This is a genomic window from Staphylococcus ureilyticus, from assembly GCF_002902235.1.
GTDB lineage: Bacteria > Bacillota > Bacilli > Staphylococcales > Staphylococcaceae > Staphylococcus > Staphylococcus ureilyticus.
The window spans coordinates 24,774-42,577 of the sequence record NZ_PPRL01000084.1 but is presented as its reverse complement, the minus strand read 5'-3'; the positions used below and the strand labels follow the sequence as shown (position 1 = coordinate 42,577).

General features: G+C 32.9%; 20 protein-coding genes. 7 read left to right on the top strand and 13 right to left on the bottom strand.

The window, feature by feature from the left end; all coding sequences use genetic code 11:
* Nucleotides 1-911: nucleoside hydrolase (locus CD150_RS08655; protein ID WP_103161496.1), on the bottom strand; the 911-nt coding region annotated here is incomplete at its 3' end.
* Between the two features lie 305 nt (nucleotides 912-1,216).
* Here CD150_RS08655 and CD150_RS08650 point away from each other — a divergent pair.
* Both CD150_RS08650 and CD150_RS08645 read left to right on the top strand, forming a co-directional pair.
* On the top strand, nucleotides 1,217-2,185 hold the full coding sequence (locus CD150_RS08650; protein ID WP_103161495.1) for a DMT family transporter: 969 nt from the start codon (nucleotides 1,217-1,219) through the stop codon (nucleotides 2,183-2,185).
* Nucleotides 2,186-2,273: 88 nt separating this feature from the next.
* Nucleotides 2,274-2,843 carry a TetR/AcrR family transcriptional regulator gene (locus CD150_RS08645; protein WP_103161494.1) on the top strand — a complete coding sequence of 190 codons (570 nt, stop codon included), beginning with the start codon at nucleotides 2,274-2,276 and terminating at the stop codon, nucleotides 2,841-2,843.
* 125 nt (nucleotides 2,844-2,968) lie between these two features.
* On the opposite strand, the gene CD150_RS08640 is transcribed toward CD150_RS08645, so the two are convergent.
* Nucleotides 2,969-3,736: a trypsin-like serine peptidase gene (locus CD150_RS08640; protein ID WP_080937841.1), complete on the bottom strand. Its 768-nt coding sequence runs from the start codon at nucleotides 3,734-3,736 to the stop codon at nucleotides 2,969-2,971.
* A 303-nt stretch (nucleotides 3,737-4,039) separates the two neighbouring features.
* Here CD150_RS08640 and CD150_RS08635 point away from each other — a divergent pair, with 303 nt between their 5' ends.
* Nucleotides 4,040-5,011, top strand: a complete 972-nt coding sequence (locus CD150_RS08635) for an LLM class oxidoreductase (RefSeq protein ID WP_046206708.1) — start codon at nucleotides 4,040-4,042, stop codon at nucleotides 5,009-5,011.
* Nucleotides 4,995-5,228 (top strand): DUF896 domain-containing protein, encoded by a 234-nt coding sequence (locus CD150_RS08630; RefSeq protein ID WP_046206707.1) that lies wholly within the window; start codon nucleotides 4,995-4,997, stop codon nucleotides 5,226-5,228. The genes CD150_RS08635 and CD150_RS08630 overlap by 17 nt, the downstream gene beginning before the upstream one ends.
* 215 nt (nucleotides 5,229-5,443) lie before the next feature.
* On the opposite strand, the gene CD150_RS08625 is transcribed toward CD150_RS08630, so the two are convergent.
* A complete protein-coding gene (locus CD150_RS08625; protein WP_073344341.1) occupies nucleotides 5,444-6,301 on the bottom strand; it encodes a fructosamine kinase family protein in 858 nt (285 codons plus the stop codon).
* Between the two features lie 205 nt (nucleotides 6,302-6,506).
* On the opposite strand from CD150_RS08625, the gene CD150_RS08620 reads away from it, so the two are divergent.
* Nucleotides 6,507-7,571 carry a quinone-dependent dihydroorotate dehydrogenase gene (locus CD150_RS08620; RefSeq protein ID WP_073344344.1) on the top strand — a complete coding sequence of 355 codons (1,065 nt, stop codon included), beginning with the start codon at nucleotides 6,507-6,509 and terminating at the stop codon, nucleotides 7,569-7,571.
* A gap of 106 nt (nucleotides 7,572-7,677) precedes the next feature.
* The gene (locus CD150_RS08615) at nucleotides 7,678-8,100 is read left to right on the top strand and encodes a universal stress protein (RefSeq protein ID WP_070037261.1); all 423 of its coding nucleotides are present in this window, start codon (nucleotides 7,678-7,680) and stop codon (nucleotides 8,098-8,100) included.
* A gap of 89 nt (nucleotides 8,101-8,189) precedes the next feature.
* On the opposite strand, the gene CD150_RS08610 is transcribed toward CD150_RS08615, so the two are convergent.
* From CD150_RS08610 to yut, 10 genes are all read right to left on the bottom strand, one after another.
* On the bottom strand, nucleotides 8,190-9,011 hold the full coding sequence (locus tag CD150_RS08610) for a Cof-type HAD-IIB family hydrolase (RefSeq protein WP_073344348.1): 822 nt from the start codon (nucleotides 9,009-9,011) through the stop codon (nucleotides 8,190-8,192).
* A gap of 58 nt (nucleotides 9,012-9,069) precedes the next feature.
* Nucleotides 9,070-9,450, bottom strand: coding sequence for a VOC family protein (locus CD150_RS08605; RefSeq protein WP_073344351.1), 381 nt, complete (start codon nucleotides 9,448-9,450; stop codon nucleotides 9,070-9,072).
* Between the two features lie 139 nt (nucleotides 9,451-9,589).
* Entirely contained in the window at nucleotides 9,590-10,003 is a 414-nt protein-coding gene (locus CD150_RS08600; protein ID WP_064209217.1) for a MarR family winged helix-turn-helix transcriptional regulator, read from the bottom strand.
* 496 nt (nucleotides 10,004-10,499) lie between these two features.
* Nucleotides 10,500-11,414 carry an ABC transporter substrate-binding protein gene (locus CD150_RS08595; protein WP_073344354.1) on the bottom strand — a complete coding sequence of 305 codons (915 nt, stop codon included), beginning with the start codon at nucleotides 11,412-11,414 and terminating at the stop codon, nucleotides 10,500-10,502.
* Nucleotides 11,415-11,533: 119 nt separating this feature from the next.
* The gene (locus CD150_RS08590) at nucleotides 11,534-12,226 is read right to left on the bottom strand and encodes an ABC transporter ATP-binding protein (RefSeq protein WP_073344356.1); all 693 of its coding nucleotides are present in this window, start codon (nucleotides 12,224-12,226) and stop codon (nucleotides 11,534-11,536) included.
* Nucleotides 12,219-13,004: an ATP-binding cassette domain-containing protein gene (locus CD150_RS08585; RefSeq protein ID WP_073344358.1), complete on the bottom strand. Its 786-nt coding sequence runs from the start codon at nucleotides 13,002-13,004 to the stop codon at nucleotides 12,219-12,221. The genes CD150_RS08590 and CD150_RS08585 overlap by 8 nt, the downstream gene beginning before the upstream one ends.
* Nucleotides 12,997-13,818, bottom strand: coding sequence for a nickel transporter permease (gene nikC / locus CD150_RS08580; protein ID WP_073344360.1), 822 nt, complete (start codon nucleotides 13,816-13,818; stop codon nucleotides 12,997-12,999). Before nikC ends, CD150_RS08585 begins: the two co-directional genes overlap by 8 nt.
* Nucleotides 13,815-14,795: a nickel ABC transporter permease gene (gene nikB, locus CD150_RS08575; protein ID WP_073344363.1), complete on the bottom strand. Its 981-nt coding sequence runs from the start codon at nucleotides 14,793-14,795 to the stop codon at nucleotides 13,815-13,817. Before nikB ends, nikC begins: the two co-directional genes overlap by 4 nt.
* On the bottom strand, nucleotides 14,792-16,270 hold the full coding sequence (gene nikA, locus CD150_RS08570) for a nickel ABC transporter substrate-binding protein (protein ID WP_103161493.1): 1,479 nt from the start codon (nucleotides 16,268-16,270) through the stop codon (nucleotides 14,792-14,794). The genes nikB and nikA overlap by 4 nt, the downstream gene beginning before the upstream one ends.
* A 114-nt stretch (nucleotides 16,271-16,384) precedes the next feature.
* Nucleotides 16,385-17,284, bottom strand: coding sequence for an urea transporter (gene yut, locus CD150_RS08565; RefSeq protein WP_064209211.1), 900 nt, complete (start codon nucleotides 17,282-17,284; stop codon nucleotides 16,385-16,387).
* Between the two features lie 211 nt (nucleotides 17,285-17,495).
* On the opposite strand from yut, the gene CD150_RS08560 reads away from it, so the two are divergent.
* A complete protein-coding gene (locus CD150_RS08560; protein ID WP_046206693.1) occupies nucleotides 17,496-17,798 on the top strand; it encodes an urease subunit gamma in 303 nt (100 codons plus the stop codon).
* Nucleotides 17,799-17,804: the final 6 nt, after the last annotated feature.

Sequence of the window (17,804 nt, the reverse complement as noted above, 5' to 3'; positions counted from 1 at the left end):
TCCATCAAAGTCCAAACGCGTTCAACATCTACTGATGTAGCAAAATATGCATTTTTTTCTTTGTTTGTAACATTATTTAAGTCGACTGACATTGTACCGTAAGTGAGTGAACTTTGATGTTCTATGTCGATATGTGTCTGTTGCATGGTAAATAAGTCTGGCTGCAATAAGTATAAAATTGTACACGCATCATGAATAGGACCGCCATCCATATTAAAATGCGTTTTATACGTAGATTTGAAAAATTTTAGTAGTTCAACAACAAATTTGGATATTTTATTATCAATAGCACTAAATCTTTGAATAACTTCATCTGTTGCTAAAACTTGATGTGTCACGTCTAGCCCAAAAACATTAATGTTAATACCACTTTCAAATACACGTGTAGCAGCTTCTGCATCTACCCAGATATTAAATTCAGCAGTAGGTGTCCAATTTCCGAAAGTACCGCCCCCCATGATAGTAATAGAATCAATGTATTGAGCAATACTAGGATCTTTAATTAATGCGGTAGCAACGTTAGTAAGCGGCCCCGTTGCTACAATTGTTACAGGGTCAGAGCTTTGTTTCAATGTTTTAATGATTACATCTGCAGCGTGATATTGTGTTGGTTTCAACGATGGTACTTCTGGTAATTTAGGTCCATCTAATCCAGAATCTCCGTGAATTTCAGAAGCAAACGAAGCAGGTTTTATGAGCGGACGTGAAGCACCTACTGATACTTCGATATCTCGTCTTCCCATAACTTCTAATACATTAAGTGCATTTTTGGTGTTTTTTTCAACTGCTTGATTTCCAGCTACAGTGGTCACTGCTAGTATATCAAGCGTGCTATGTTTCGCACCTGCAAGAATCAATGCTATCGCATCATCATGACCTGGGTCACAATCCATGATTATTTTTTTAGTCATTTAACACACTCCAATCTTCTTATATAAATATAAATTGTATTAACTTTATCTAAGTATCATTTTGAAGTTAATATTTTATTATTAAACACAACTACCTAAATCGCAGCAACATGCTTTCAATTATATTGCTCTGTCTTTTTATACTACTGTTAAATCTATCATACTACTTTTCCATTGCATCCGCTTTTTATTTTTCCGAAAATTCACTTATTTTATAAAATATCATCTTATTTGTACGAATTTTGTTTGCTGTAATTAAAAAAACTGGTAAGTTAGTATCATTACACAACTTGAGGTGGTCTTAAATGCGAGCAATTTTAATTGGTATATTAGCTGCTTTCTTTTTTTCTATTACATTCATATTAAACCATGCAATGTCTAACGACGGCGGAAGTTGGCTTTTTAGTGCGTCACTACGTTTTATTTTTATGTTTCCGTTTTTATTAATAATGGTTATTGGGAAGCATAAAACCCGCCATCATGTTGTTCTGTTGCATATTAAACAACATTTTTTCGCGTGGCTATTGTGGAGTTCTCTTGCCTTTGTCTTTTTCTATGTGCCTTTAACTTTTGTATCAAATTATAGCCCGGGCTGGCTTATTTCTGCAACATGGCAATTAACTATTATTTGCGGCCTTCTCACTGCTCCTTTTTTCTACACATACATACAACAAGATACAGCTACAATTAAAGTGCGAGAACGAATCGCATGGCGCCCGTTAATTACATCGAGCATTATGATTCTAGGTGTTATTATTGTACAAATACCACACATTTCAAATATAGACTTGCATATATTTTTATTATCGGTTTTACCGTTAATCGTTGCGGCATTTTGTTATCCATTAGGCAATCGTAAAATGATGGTGCTTGTTGGCAATGACTTAAATACGATTGAACGGATTTATGGTATGACCTTAGTCACCTTACCATTATGGTTGCTCATCTTTCTCATTGGATTGGCTAGGCAAGGACCGCCATCTTCAAACCAAATCATGCAAACTTTCTTAGTTACAATTTTCTCTGGTATTATCGCAACAACATTATTCTTCTATGCTACAAATATGGTAAAACACAATCAAACTAAGTTAGCTGCAGTTGAAGCAACACAAGCGATGGAAATCGTTTTTACATTAATTGGTGAAATGTTACTTTTAGGTTTAGCGTTACCAAATATATTGAGTATCGTTGGTATTATGATCATCACATTTGGTATCATTATCTATTGTTTTTTAAATAGTAAAATAAATAATCGTAAAATAGAAATAAAATAATGTTATAGTCAGTTATGTTTATTGACAACTTGTGCGTAAAGCAAGATAATTTGTCTGATGCTAATAACAAATATAGAGGTGTAATCAATTGAATCATACTCATATAGATCCCCGTATTATAAGAACAAAGAAATTATTAATGGATGCTTTTCGTGAAATTGCAAAAGAAAAAAAGTTAGTATCGATTACAGTTAAAGATATCACCGAACGTGCTACTGTCAATCGCGCTACTTTTTATGCTCATTTTTACGATAAATATGACATTATGGATTATACATTGTCTGAAACAATCTTAAAAAATTTAAATCAATCACTCAGTATGGTTGCAGAATTAAATGAAAATGCATTGTGTCAATGTTTTATTACAATCACTAGCTATATTCAAGATACGCACGAAGAGTGCCGTCTAAACAGTGAAGCATATGGTGAAATTGTCGAAAAAAGAATTAAAGAAGAATTAGAAGATATTTTTTTAAAATTAATGTCTGATGAACACAAAGATATAGATAGAGAAACGCTTGCTACAAGTGCACGTTTTCTTTCATGGGGGTTATACGGCATTGCCAAACATTGGTTTCATTCAAGTAAATTGCCTGCTGAAACGTATATCAACAAGTCATTACCTTTCATTACATCACAACTTTCAAAGCAAAAGTAATTCACATACAATGATTTTAGACAATGAAAATAGTTGTTCTGTAAACATTTATCCCCCTCGTTAAACCATCAGTTATCATAACTTTATTTCACGAGGGGGATAATATATTTGGGCACAACAATTGTTTAAACATTGTGTTTCTTGATAAATTCCAATACTTCACCTGTTATCGCCACTGCATTATTGCTTTCTCCTTCCACTCCCCCGTAATGTAGGCCGATTAGTTCATTATTATCATTAAAGACAGGTGAGCCTGAATTCCCACCAAATGTGCTAGCACTATACGTCAATATGTTATCATTATTACTTTTGACTTTACCGGAACTTTCCCACATCGTTGCTAAAGGTTTGTCACCTGGATAACCAGTAACTGTTATTGGCTCATTGCTCGACACAGTGGTAGATTCTCCAATAGTGGCAGGTGTCACAACATCACCAACCGATTGTCCTTCACTGTTTTTATTAAAATGAATAACTACTAAGTCAGCATCACCAGGATATGCTATCACTTCTTTTGCCTTAAAAGTACCGTACGGAAAACTATTTTCATTTTCAGCAGCGGGCGCAAACGACAGATTTGCATTATTGTTATCCGCTACATGTTTATTCGTCAGCACTGTATTTTTACCAATAACCACACCGGTAGCAATCATTTCTCCTTTTTCTATGTAGCCAATTGATTGGTAATGACTCGTTCGAGTATTTTTAATTTGATGTCTATTTTCACCTGGTAGCATTACCCTTGGCGTGGCAGTACCTATTTGGTTGTGTTCATTACTCTGTTGTGAATCTGGCAAAGTTCCATTTTGCGTTTGTGCTTGCGTCTCATCATTGATAGCGCTTGATAAAAATAATAGAACACCTATAACGATGCTAACTAAAATATTTTTCAACAAAAGTACCTCCTATTTAAAAGATATTACTTTTTAAATTTACAGAATTTTAAGATTTTAATCAATAATCATTAATGTTTCATTATGATTTTATAAATCGTTAATATTCATTCACAAATTCAACAATTATTGGGACATTAACTAAATAACTTAAACAACATATTGCTCACGTTGTTGTTTATACAATGAATCTATAAACATGTTGTTTGCATTATAATAAGTCGTGACATATAATCAATCTAAACAACAGATGTTTCTTAGTTTACAATCGTTGTTTAATATGATTGAAGAGGAGGGATAGACGTGACAACAATTCAAACACACAATGGTTTCAAACGAACTTTTCAACAGGAACATTTAACCTTAGGATTAATGTTACCCTTTGACGATTCTGAAAATATCGCATTGCCGTTTGATCAACAAATAGCATTAGTTCAATATGCTGAAAGACTTGGATTCACAAGCTTATTTGTGCGAGATAGTCCTTTATATAGTCCGCATCTTGGTAATGTAACGACAAACTACGATCCGTTTGTATTTTTAACTTTTATCGCTGCCAACACATCCAAAATCGCTCTCGGAACATCTAGTATTGTTGCAACATTACGTCATCCTGTGCATATAGCTAAAGCATCTGCTTCTCTTGATTTAATATCAAACGAGCGATTATTATTAGGGATTGCTACTGGAGATCGGCAATTTGAATTTCCAACTTTTAAAATCAATCCGAATGAGCTAAGTCAACATTTTCAATCAGCTGTATCATCTTTAAAAGAACTATGGCAATCATCATCACCACAAACGTCAAATCATTTATTTGAACTGTATGAAGATTCTGGCCTACAAGTATTACCAAAGCATAAGCATATTCCAATTTTCGCAACAGGATACGCCAAACAGCATATAGATTGGTTAAAAACGCATTTGGATGGATGGTTATTTTATCCTCAACCATTCCAACAACAAAAGGCATTATTACAGCAATGGCATCAAAATGAAACATTCAAACCATTTATGCATCCTTTAGTCATTGATTTATCAGCGAATCCAAATGAACTTGTAAAACCAGTTAAAGGTGGTTATCGCTTAGGAAGAAACACTTTGTTAAACATCCTAAAAGCGTACGAACGCATCGGAACCAATCATATCATGTTGCAGTTTATAACCAACGACAGAACTTATAAAGATATATTAACAGAGGTCGGCAATGAAATAATCCCACACTTTCCACCTCGACATTTACAGGAGGACAAAATTTATGAAACTACTAGATAGAATTAACCAATTAGCAAATAAAGAAAAAGTACAGCCTTTGACTGTAGAAGAAAAACAAGAACAGCAAGTATTAAGACAAGAATATCTTCAAATGATTCGTGGCCAAGTCGTTAACACATTTTCCACTTTAAAAGTTGTGGATCCTTTAGGTGAAGATGTTACGCCTGATAAAGTTTATAAATTGCGTGAAGAAATGGGCACGCTAAATTTAGATTAATAAGAAACCCGTCAAGCAGCAAATGCTTAACGGGTTTTCTTTGTATCAATTAGATTGAAATATACTAATGATTCAGTTCATCATATTTAATTTTATACTAATCTCATCATTCTAAATGGCTACTGCCGTCTATTTCATTTTTAAAAATTGTATATTCATCGTGAATGCAATGTGTAACGTCACTTTATAACAATAGAAAATCATCTTTATCATGTTTAACCATTTAATATGTTTTCCATGGAGCGATCTACACTGCCTGCATACATACTTCCAAATTTTAATAAATGCACCATTAATAAATATAAACGATAAAATTCTAATCGCTGATTCGCACCTTTACTTAAAGGATAATGCTTATTATAAGCATCATAAAAAGCTTGAGTAAAACCACCGAACACAGTGGTTATACCTAAATCAAACTCTCTATCACCATATAGTGGCGCCGGATCAAACAATGCAGGTTGGCCATTTTCTAAGAACATATAGTTACCACCCCATAAATCACCGTGCAATAATGATGGTTTACTCGTATGATCCCTTAATGAACTTACAATTTTTTCTCTCACTTTATGATAAGTTTTTACATCATCCTCTATCCATAGACCTTGATCTACCAATCTATCTTTTAAATGATCTAAACGTCGTTCAACAAATATAGTCATCCAACTGTCTGACCAATTATTATTAAACGATACATCACCACCTTCATATGGTAAATCAAAGCCAAACTTACCATCTGGCTGCTGTTGTTGATGCATTTTAGCCACCAAGGCTCCAAGCTCGGCTTGGCTTCCTTGTGTTCCTTCATTTAAAAAGCTTAGCAACAGATAGGCATCACCATCGATTTCACCACTATCAATAACGATTGGCGCAGTGATGCCAGATTGCTCAAACAAATTGAGCCCAGCGACTTCTGCAGCAAAAAAATCTTTACTTCTCTGACGCTGTACTAATAAAAAATATGGTGATTGAGATGTTTCTACTCTATATGCTTCGTTAACGTCTCCACCACTTACTGGTACGATAGACCGTATGTTGTCTAATGGTAGTTGTGATTGCCATTGTGTTTTCATAATATTATCCCTCCATCATTCCATCACACAATTATACTATTACCGTTTAATATAAAATTTAATCAAAATCAATGTCTTCCCCAATAATTTGAAGGTTGTATTAACATTACTTATTTACACTAGGCATATGAATGCTAAAATGCTAGTCTATTAAAGACAAATCATTTCATCTACTACTAATTTAAACAAATGGAGCGATGACAACATGTACAAGTTAATTAAACCTATATTATTTCAATTAGACCCTGAAAAGGCGCATGGCATGACGATAAATGCTCTTAAAATCCCACAAAAACATACTAAATTGTTGCCGATACTTGAAAAATTATTTCATTATCAACATCCGATATTATCGCAAAATATGAAAGGGATTCATTTTGAAAATCCAATTGGATTAGCTGCAGGATTTGATAAATCTTGTGAAGTTCCTAAAGCATTAGATAAAGTAGGTTTTGGTACTTTAGAATTAGGCGGAATAACACCTAAACCACAACCTGGCAATGCTAAACCACGCATGTATCGTTTAGTAGAGGACCATGCTCTGATCAATCGTATGGGATTCAACAATTTAGGTATGAACAAAGCATTGAGCAACTTAAGAAAATTTAGTTACCATACACCTATTGGTATAAATGTAGGTGTAAATAAAACAACACCATATGAATCACGTTATCAAGATTATATAAAAGTCATCGACACATTTAAAAATGACGTTACATTTTTCACTGTTAATATCAGTTCGCCTAACACGGAAAACTTACAAAGTTTTCATGATAAAAATGAATTTTCTCAATTATGTTCTGCTATACAAAATTACAAAATCCAGCATGAACTAGATGTACCTATTTTTATTAAATTAACATCTGATCTTAGTCCAGAAGGTTTATCACAAATGCTTAAACCTATCACACAAACGTTTGATGGCATCATTTTAGCTAACACTACGCAAAAACGTGAACAGTTACACTCCATTAATCAAAAAGAAACTGGTGGGTTAAGTGGTAAACCTTTATTCGAACGTAATTTAAAACTTATTGCACAAGCATATAGGGAAACGCAGGGGCAGTTTTTAATCATTGGAACGGGCGGTATTTCCACAGTGAATGATGTCATCAAAATGTTACGTCATGGTGCAACATTGGTGCAAATTTATAGTTCTCTCGTATTTGAAGGCCCCGGATTAACTAAAAAAATGAACAAACAACTCGTACAATATTTGCAAAACAATGGATATAATCATGTCAGTGATATCATAGGATTAGATGTGTAAAATATTTTAGTTTTTCTAATCGAATTATTTATTGTAAAATATTAATAGTGAAATTATGATAATTTTTTATTATATAGGGTAAATAATTACTGAAGGAGGCGCTAAAATGTATAAAAATATATTGTTAGCATATGACTTTGATAATTCTTTTAATAATGTTCCCCAAGAATTACAAAATTTAACTACTGGTGTTGATAATGCAAAAATCACTATTTTCAACGTGATACCTGAAGGTGATTTACAAACCTCAGTTCGCTATGATGGCAAACATTTTGAAGAATTAGCTGAAGAAAAAGGCAAAGAGATATCACCTTTTGTAGAAAAACTAGAATCACTCGGCTTAAAAATCCAAGTGAAGTTTCGTTCTGGCTACATTAAACAAGAAATATTAAATGAAATCGAAGAAAACAACTATGATATCGTCGTTATGAGTAATAAACGTGCCAAACCAGACATAAAAAATGTACTAGGTAATGTTACTCATAAAATCGCTAATAGCGCAAATATTCCTGTACTTATTATAAAATAATGTTACACCATTAATAAAACTCATTATTCTGTTAACAAATCTCTCGTAAGGATATGTCGTAATGGAATAATGAGTTTTTTGTCGTTGTTTTAGTTTGTCATATTGTTAGCTTGTTTTAAATATCGTTCAATGACTTGCAACACACCTGATTCATCATTAGATGGTGCTTTGTAATTTGCGACTTCAGCCACTTCTGGACTACATTCAGCCATTGCATAACTATTTGGCGTCATAGCTAACATTTCTATATCATTATTTGCATCTCCAAAAGCCATCAATTCATGAGGTTGAATCTTCCATTTATCTAAAAGTGTTTTAATCGCCACACCTTTATTCACTTTAGGTAATATTAAATCTAGACTATCATTTCCACTCGTTACTGGCTTTATTTCTTCTCCGTATTGTTCAGTCAAGCCTCTCATCACTTCATCTAAAAGTAGTGGGTCTTTAATTCTAAGCGCAATTTTAACAAATTTATCTTGATTAATTGTGTTAAAGTCTGTAACTTTTGTTATATTAAAATAATATTTATATAAAAATGATAAAAAGTCGTTACTCACACTTTCTAATACATAAGCCGTTTTAACCCCGCTTAACACAATATCTTCAATATGATAATGATTAATAATCAAATTCAAAACGTCAAATACCAATTGTTGATCAAAATATTCAGCCGCTTCTAACTTGTTATTTTGATACGTCACTGCACCATTTTCGGCTATACATGCTATCTGCTGATCTTTGTCAGGAAAAAACGAACGCAATTGCGCATATTGGTTTCCACTAGCAATGATAAATTTCATATCCCTGTCCATCATGCTCTTAAAAATTTTATTGAAATAAGCTTCATCAAAGGTATTATCAGATTTAAAAAAAGTACCATCTTTATCTACCGCTATTGCTTTTATCAAATGTTACACCTTCCATTCCTGTACAAATCATTCAAAGATGAGATTGTCTTGTAAGTCATTACATTACAATGACATTGAACAAATGGCCATCTATATCACTAAATAATGCCCCATAATACCCTTCATGTTCTGTGCCTGTTTCGAGTACTTTTCCACCTGCCTGTTCAACTAAAGAAACCAACGTATCAACTTCAGGTTTTGTTGAAACTGAAAGTGACACTAATGCTTCATTGCTACCTATAGATGAAACTCTAGAAACATTTTCAAATTGTTCTTTTTCTATCAGCATAATGATTTGGCCATCTTTCGTTTGAATACCTCGCATTTTATTCATCATGTCTTTATGTTTTTTGATTGTAAACCCAATCGTATCATAAAATTTTTCACTTGCTTCCAAATCTTGTACTGGTAAATTGAGCCATGCAGCGTTAATTTCCATCAGCATTCTCTCCCTTTTCAAATTTTTCAATGTATTACACACTTATAGTAAAACATAAAATACATTAGAAAGCATGACTTAATCATTTTTACATTTCAATAGCGTAAAGTTTTAAAATTTTTATTTCTTACGACAAACATTAATCACTATCATCCATTTTTGCTAGTGTTCTAATACTCTTTAAATTCACTTGCTTTAATAATTGGTCGTAAGTATGAAGTGCTTTTTGGGTTACTTTTTCTCCATTACTAGTTAAGTAAATATACATGGCTCGTTGATCTTCTACACACTCTTGTCTATATACAAGCGCAGTCTCTGTATTTTCCATTCTTACAATAAGTCTAGACATCGCACTTTGACTTAAATCAACCACTTTTATCAAATCATTGATCTTGTATTTTTTATTTTTTGACTTATAAATTTCATATAATACATAAAACTCTTTAATACTTAGATGGTATTGTTCTTTCAATTTTCTCTCGATCATCGCTTCAATATAATGTATATATTTCGTCATTTTAATCCAGTTATCCACTTTTTGTTCCTTTTTCATGATATATCTCCCCACTAACCATACATTTGAAAGTTTCTTCAGTTCATTAATTAATTCTTAAATGATGTTGTACAAAAAATATTAATTCTAGCTTCTGGTTTTTGTCTAACACTACCTACATAAATACTTGGCTTCAACAATAAATTTGGCAATCTATATCATTCAATATACTAAAAATTTTTAGCATTTTCTTTCTAGTTTAAAGGATAAAAATATCGAGTTAAAGACTAGATACTCACAACCCTTACTATGTACAGCTAATCATTTTGTTATTTTCTAAACCATTTGCCTACATTCATTTTAAAACATTTTAAAAATTATATATGCTTTCATCAACCCTATATAATTATGACATTATTTATCATTGAGCATAATACAAAAACCATTTTAGTGTACTAACAACAACTACTAATAAAATAAGTTCAATTCTATTAGTGTTTAAACTGTTAATAGTAACTAAAATGGTTTTAATTTATAAAATTAATCCGGTTTATATTTATTGCTTTTTCAATAATTGATCTTTCAAATCTTTACGTTCATATTCTAAAGAGTAAGGATCATTTAGCCAATAAATACCCTCGTCTACTTTAATTGTATGTCCATTTTTGACAGCCTCGGTACTTTTCCATAGATCTTTATTTTCAAAAGATAATTTAGTTCCTTTAGCGACAGGTGTAACCACGTAATCACCCGCCATATCTGGAATTTCCTCTTCAGAGATATCAGCTAAATCATTTTTCTTAGTAGCTTTTTCAACATTCTCTGGCATTTTCAAGCCAAATGCATCATACAACACTTCACTACCATGACCGTATGTCTTACCGAGTGCATACACTTTTTTATCAAAATCTTTAATAATTGAAACTGTTGTGTTTTCACCAATAGCTTCTTTTATTGTTTTACCATCATTTTTTGTTTTTTTATCCCATTTATCAATCCATGCATTCGCTTGTTTTTCCTTACCTATAATTTTCCCTAATTCTTGATGTTGCTCTTTGTAATCATGTTTCAAATAATCAAAGGCAATTGTAGGAGCAACTTTATTTAATTTTTTTAAATTTTTATCTGTATTATAAGTAATAATTAAATCTGGTTTTAATTTTGCGACACTTTCCACATTCTCTGCATCTACTTTTTTAACATCTTTAAATTTATCTTTTAACACTTTGCTATCATTCACGATGTTAGCTACACCTACTATGTTCCCATCAAGTTGTTTTAAGCCACCTGCATAAGTAGCCCCAAGTACGACAATGCGTTTAGGTTTTTTAGGAATTTTCACTTTATCCCCTGAATCTTGAACATACGTCTTTGTTTCTTTCTTACTTTTTGATGATTCATTATCTGATTGATTACCACATGCTGCTAATACCAAAATAAGTGCAAGTAATGGTAATAATAATTTTTTCATTTATAAATATCCCCTTTTCATATAATTACAATTTAAACTGAGCTTAATTATATATTATACTTCATTTATATTGAGCAAACCACAAAAATTTGTTGATTGTACTTTAATTATTGCTCAGCTTAATATAGAGAAAGTAGCGCTTTCGTATAATGATGGCGATCTTCAGAAAATAAATTAGTAATCATAAAATCATCGACAATTTCTCCATCTTTCATAACAACAATACGCTCAACAAATTGATTTAAAAATGCGATATCATGAGAAATCATAATGATGCCTTTGTTTGTTTGATCACAGTAATCTTTCAAAACTTTTATCATTCTTTGTTCAGCGATGACATCTAAGCTCGCTGTTATTTCATCACAGATTAACATATCAGGTTCTAGCATTAACGTGCGTATGGTGTTAAATCGTTGTAACTGACCACCACTTAACTCGTCTGGAAATTTTTGTAATAATACTTCTTCTAACTGCATGTATGACATTAAATATTTAAGATTTGAGCGAATATCTGATGTTGATTGTGAACCTTTGTAATATCGTAATGGCTCTTCAAGCGCGGTTTGTATTTTGAATTTGGGATTAAAGCTGTCATATGCATGTTGGAATATTGGAAGCATACTTAATCCTTGTGTTGAATAATAACCTTGGTAATCAGTTAATAATCCTAGCATGATATGAGCCAAGGTCGTCTTACCAGAACCGCTTTCACCAACAATACCTAGTTTTTCATTTGGAGATATAGTTAAGTTAATATTTTTTAAAATGGGCGCATTTTTATAAGCAAAGTTAACCTGTTTCAACTTAATCATTTATGCCATCCTTCCTTAACTGACTACGCGCATCAAACAATTTAAGACTGTATGGTTTTACATTCCCATCTTTAAATGCTTGTACATGGTTAAAGTCTATGACCTTACCATGTTGAATAACACTAATCCAGTCACTAAAATCGAGCACATGGGATAAATTATGTGTAATCATCAATAAAGTCACCTTATGGACTTCCGCTAAGTGTTTGATTAAATGCATCACATTATAGCCAGTGATTGCATCTAATGATGCTGTAGGTTCATCAGCGATAATAACACTTGGCTTTAACATTAAAACACTGGCGATTTGCACCCTTGCAAGTTGACCTCCTGACAAGTTAAATCTATAACGCGTCATCACTGTTTCTGGATCTAAATCCACCCATTTAAGTGCTTGTTTTACAAACTTATTAGCCGTTGTTTTGTCTACCTTATAATGCATTTTATAAATCGCAAGTAATTGCTTACCTAATTTTGTATGATCATTAAAACTATGTGTATAATCCTGAGATATAAATCCAATTTCTTTTCCTAGTAAATTACGCACACCTGTGATGGATTGCCCTTTGTAAACTAGTGAATCAAAATGTGCGGTTAGCATATTAGGAACTTGTTGCACAAGTGCTTTTGCAGTTAAACTTTTTCCGGAACCGCTTTCACCCACCAAAACATTCACTTTACTTTTTCGTAATGCTAAATCAAGTTGATCTACAAGTCTTTGTCCGCTGTTATCTGTGATGGTTAAGTTCACTATTGCTAAAAGGTTACTATTAGCCATCTACATCACGCTTTCTTTTTAAAAGTTTATCTCTCAATGCATCACCAGTTAAATTAAACAATAAAATAGTTAATGTGATTAGAAACGCTGGTACAATCAATAGTAAAGGATATGAACTGATATAATCTCTACCTGCATTTAACATTGCTCCCCACTCTGGTGAAGGTGGTTGTGCACCTAAACCTAGAAATGAGAGTGAAGAAATATAAAGTATAATCTTCCCAAAGTCTACGGTCATTAATACAATCACAGACGGCATCACTTGTGGGAAAAAATGTTTAAAAATAATACGATGTGTTGGCACATTAAATAGTTTAGCCATTTGAATATATGGTTTCCCTATTTCACTACTTACAATCGAACGTGTCAGTCGCGTGTATGTCATCCATTTTATAATCGTAATTGCTATCACTAAATTCCAAATACTAGGTTTAAAGAAACTTGCCATAGCAATCATTAACACAAATTCTGGAATACTTAATCCTATGTCAATAACACGCATGATTATAGTATCAACAAAGCCTTTTTTATAACCTGCTAAAAGCCCCAATGGTACACCGATTATTACAGTAATTAACAACGTGATTAAACTGATGATTAATGTATATCTAGCACCTATGATTACTCTTGCTAGTAAATCGCGACCATAATCATCTGTACCTAGCCAGTGTGAACTACTAGGAAGCTCTAGTGTATGATTCAAATGTACCTCCAAAGCACTATCTGTTGAAATAAAAAATTGGGCAATGATGAGCAACAATACGTAAATACCAAACACGTAAAAGATAAAACTGCTTTTATTCATGTCTTTCATTCCATATCACCATCCTGACCGTGGCGTTTTAATGTATCATTGATTTTATTAAAACGACGTTTAGGATCGATCCATAAAAGTATCAAATCACTAATCGTATTGGCTAACACCACAAAGCATCCAATCATGATAACGGCACCTTGTACTACCGGATAGTCCCTCGCTCTAATACTATCCACAAGAAAGTGACCTAGGCCCGGTATACCAAATAAATTTTCAATCACTACCGTTCCACCAATTAAACTCCCAACAGACATTCCTAATACAGTAATCACGGGAATAATAGCTGGCTTAAATAAATCTTTCCATAATATATATTGTTCTGACATCCCTCTTAATCTAGCCGCTTCAACTTCTTTAGATTGATACAATTCAACTAAAGTCGAACGCATCAATCTTACATAATATGCACTCATTCCAACACTCAATGCAATGACAGGTAATATATAACCAGCAATGGAATCTAAACCTGATGAAGGAAGTATATTTAATCGTTGTGCAAATATATAAATTAATATCGTTCCTAAAAAGAAGGAAGGCACACTTACTGTAAATGAAGTCAGTATTCTTATCCATGTATCTACCCAAGTATGATAACGCTTAGCTGCTAACATACCCAAAGGAATGGCAACTAGAAATACGATAACTATCGTTAATATTGCAATCGTTAAGGTTGGAGGTGTATAGAAAATCAATTCCTTAATCACAGGTTCGCCAGTTTGATAACTAGTACCAAAGTTCAATTGTATTATTTGACCTAACCATTGAAAATATTGCATTACCGGGGATTGATTAAGCCCTAATCGCTCTTTCGTAGCTTCAATTTGATCACTCGAAACATTCGCTACATCTAAGTGCAAAACCTTGTCAACTGGGTCTCCGGGTGTAAGTTTCATTAATATAAAAGTAATAGTAGAAAGGACAAACAATACAATGATCATTTGTCCAATTCTAGAAAGTATCTGCTTTAATATCATTCTTTTTTATCAACCTTATAATCAATAAGGTAAATACCTTCTGGTGTTGAAGTTAAATTTTCTACATCCTTATTCATTCCAACGATATTGTCATTGTAAGAAATATAACTGTTTGCGATGTCATCATTTGTAATATCAATGATTTGATTGGTAATGCGATTTCGTTCTTCTTTATCCACTGTTTTATTTAACTCATCTATTAATGCTGTGACCTTATGATTATCATAACCCCCTGCATTAATTGCACCTTTTGGTTTATAAGCTTGGTTAAAGAAATAACCTGTATCTCCTCTAGGGATTGTACCGAAGCTGTAAAGTGAGGCATCCCATTGTTCTTTATCTTTTAAATACCCCTGTATGTCATCCACATTGCGTAATTTGATATCAATATTTGCCTTTTTAGCATCTGACTGAATCACTTGTGCAATTTTAGGTAATTCGGGACGACCATTATACGTAGATATCGTCAGCTTTAATGGGTGTGCTTCACTATATCCAGCATCTTTCATTATTTTCTTAGCTTGCGCAATATCTTGTTTTTGCACATCTTTATTTTCTATAAAGTCGAGTTTATTGTTGAATGGTCCAGTTGCTGGTGTTGCATAACCTTTTGAAACATTATCTGTAATACGCTTGCGATCAATGACTTTATCTAAGGCTTCACGAACCTGCTTTGTCATTTTGTCACTCGTGTGATTATATAATAATAATCCAGTTCTAAAACCAGAGACAGATGAAATTTTTGTCTTGTCACTCTCTTTTAATGATTTAACTTTTTCAACTGGTACATCTGTAATGACATCTGCTTTTCCAGAATCTAAATCACTCGTGCGGGCATTGCCGTCTTCTTGATATGTAACATTGACGTGGTCTAGTTTAGGTTTGCCTTGCCAATAATCTTTATTTCGGTCCAATTGAATTTTCTGTGATTGTTTATAATCTTTGATTTGATATGGACCAGTGCCTACAGGGGTTTTATTGATATCTCCTTTAGCTTTAGTATCATAAATAGCTGAGAATGGGCTAGCTAATTCTGAAATGAGCTCAGGATATGCGGATTTAGTTGTGATTTGCAACTTTTGTCCATCCACTTTGATATCTTTGATCGGTAGTGAACCTTTGACTAAATCACTTTTTTGAATACTTTCCTCCAAGCTAGCTTTAACCGCTTCGCCTGTCACCTTTTTACCGTTTTGGAATTTAATATTATCTTTTAATGTTAAATCTAATTGAGTCGGTGATGTTTGATCATAAGATTTAACTAACAACTTTTGAACTTTGCCATCAGATGTCGCTTTAAATAATGATTCTGCAGCACCTATTTTCACAGGCACATCCGTTTCATATGGTGCGATAGATGTCGTTTTCAAAGGTAACTCTACGTCTAAAGTTTTGCCTTTAGACTCGCTGTTAGAGCCACTACAACCAGCCAAAATCACTGCTGCAGAAGCTAATACTGTGATGATTTTTTTCATAAATATACCTCTTTTCAACAATTTTTATTAAATAATAAACGCATAATCAAAGTTCATCCTCTTTCATTATACTTAGTTTGTACATTTAATTAAACCGCATGCCTCAGTGGTTACTTATTTTTGTACACGCATACTATTACCTGCGAATAACATAATCCATGTAGCAATAATAAACGGTAAGGTAAAGACAGGTAAGCCAAATGGTGTTAGTAATGTAATCATGCCTGCATGTATAACCACTGTCAGTAAAACACCAAGTACAATACTCATATACCTTGGAATTCTAGTTTTAAATGCCACGCCTAACGCTAAAACTGTAAGAATGACATTATATCCAAATAAACCGTCATTAATCTGATCATGATTTGCACCGAGTATTGTAACTGCTGCAAAGCCAATAACATTAGCAATCATTGCGTAGCATCCTGCTTTTCTGGAAGCAATAAAAATTCCAATTAAAATGAATGTACCTGCCAAAACACTTTTCAATAAAAAAACTTCACTAAAACCTGATAAAAAGGCACTGATAAAATCGATTTGATGTCCCGAAAATGTAATTTCTTTGACTGTGTTAGGCAATATCTTTACATCTGCATTTACAAATTTGAATTGGAAAGACATCAATAAAACGACCCAGCTTACAAACACATATGGCATCGTTAACATTGGTACACCAAAAGGTTTGAAAAATTCCCTGAATGCAGATCCTAATGGCATTGTTATGACTATTGCAACTAAGACGATCAATAGGCTGTACCATTCAGGTACTAAAAATAACGTTAATGCAATTGCTGTCAATACTGGATTGAACCCTGCCAAACCACTATTAATTTCTTCCTCTGAATAATTCGTATGTTTAGCTAATAATAACGATATTAAACTAGCAATAAGTGCCATTAAACCGACTTTCCAACTACCTACAAATAGGCCTATTAAGATAAATAAACCTGTCCATGCATTGTTCAACAACAAAACCTGCGCGATATTTTTTAATAATATTTGAATCGCATTCACAATGTCACCTGATTTCTATAAAATTTACGTTATTTATCTTATATCATACAACCTATAATTAAAAGTCTTTCAAATTTTACTGAATTTGTTATTTTTGCAATTTTCACTAATGTGTAATTCTTGTAGTTAGCCTAGCAACCCTTTATTATAAAAATGTAGACACTTATACATAAGTGTTGTTTTCAACAGTTTTGGAAAGGGAGTGAACAACGTGCATTTTACACAACGTGAGCAAGATAAATTAATGTTAGTCATTGCATCCGATTTAGCACGTAGACGTCAACAAAGAGGATTAAAATTAAACTATCCTGAAGCAGCTGCTATCATTAGTTTTGAATTATTAGAAGGCGCACGCGATGGGAAATCAGTCGCAGAACTCATGAGTTATGGAAAACAAATATTAAGTGAAGATGATGTCATGGAAGGTGTTGCAGATATGTTAACTGATTTAGAAATTGAAGCAACATTCCCTGATGGTACAAAATTAATTACTGTCCATCATCCGATAGTCTAAAGGAGG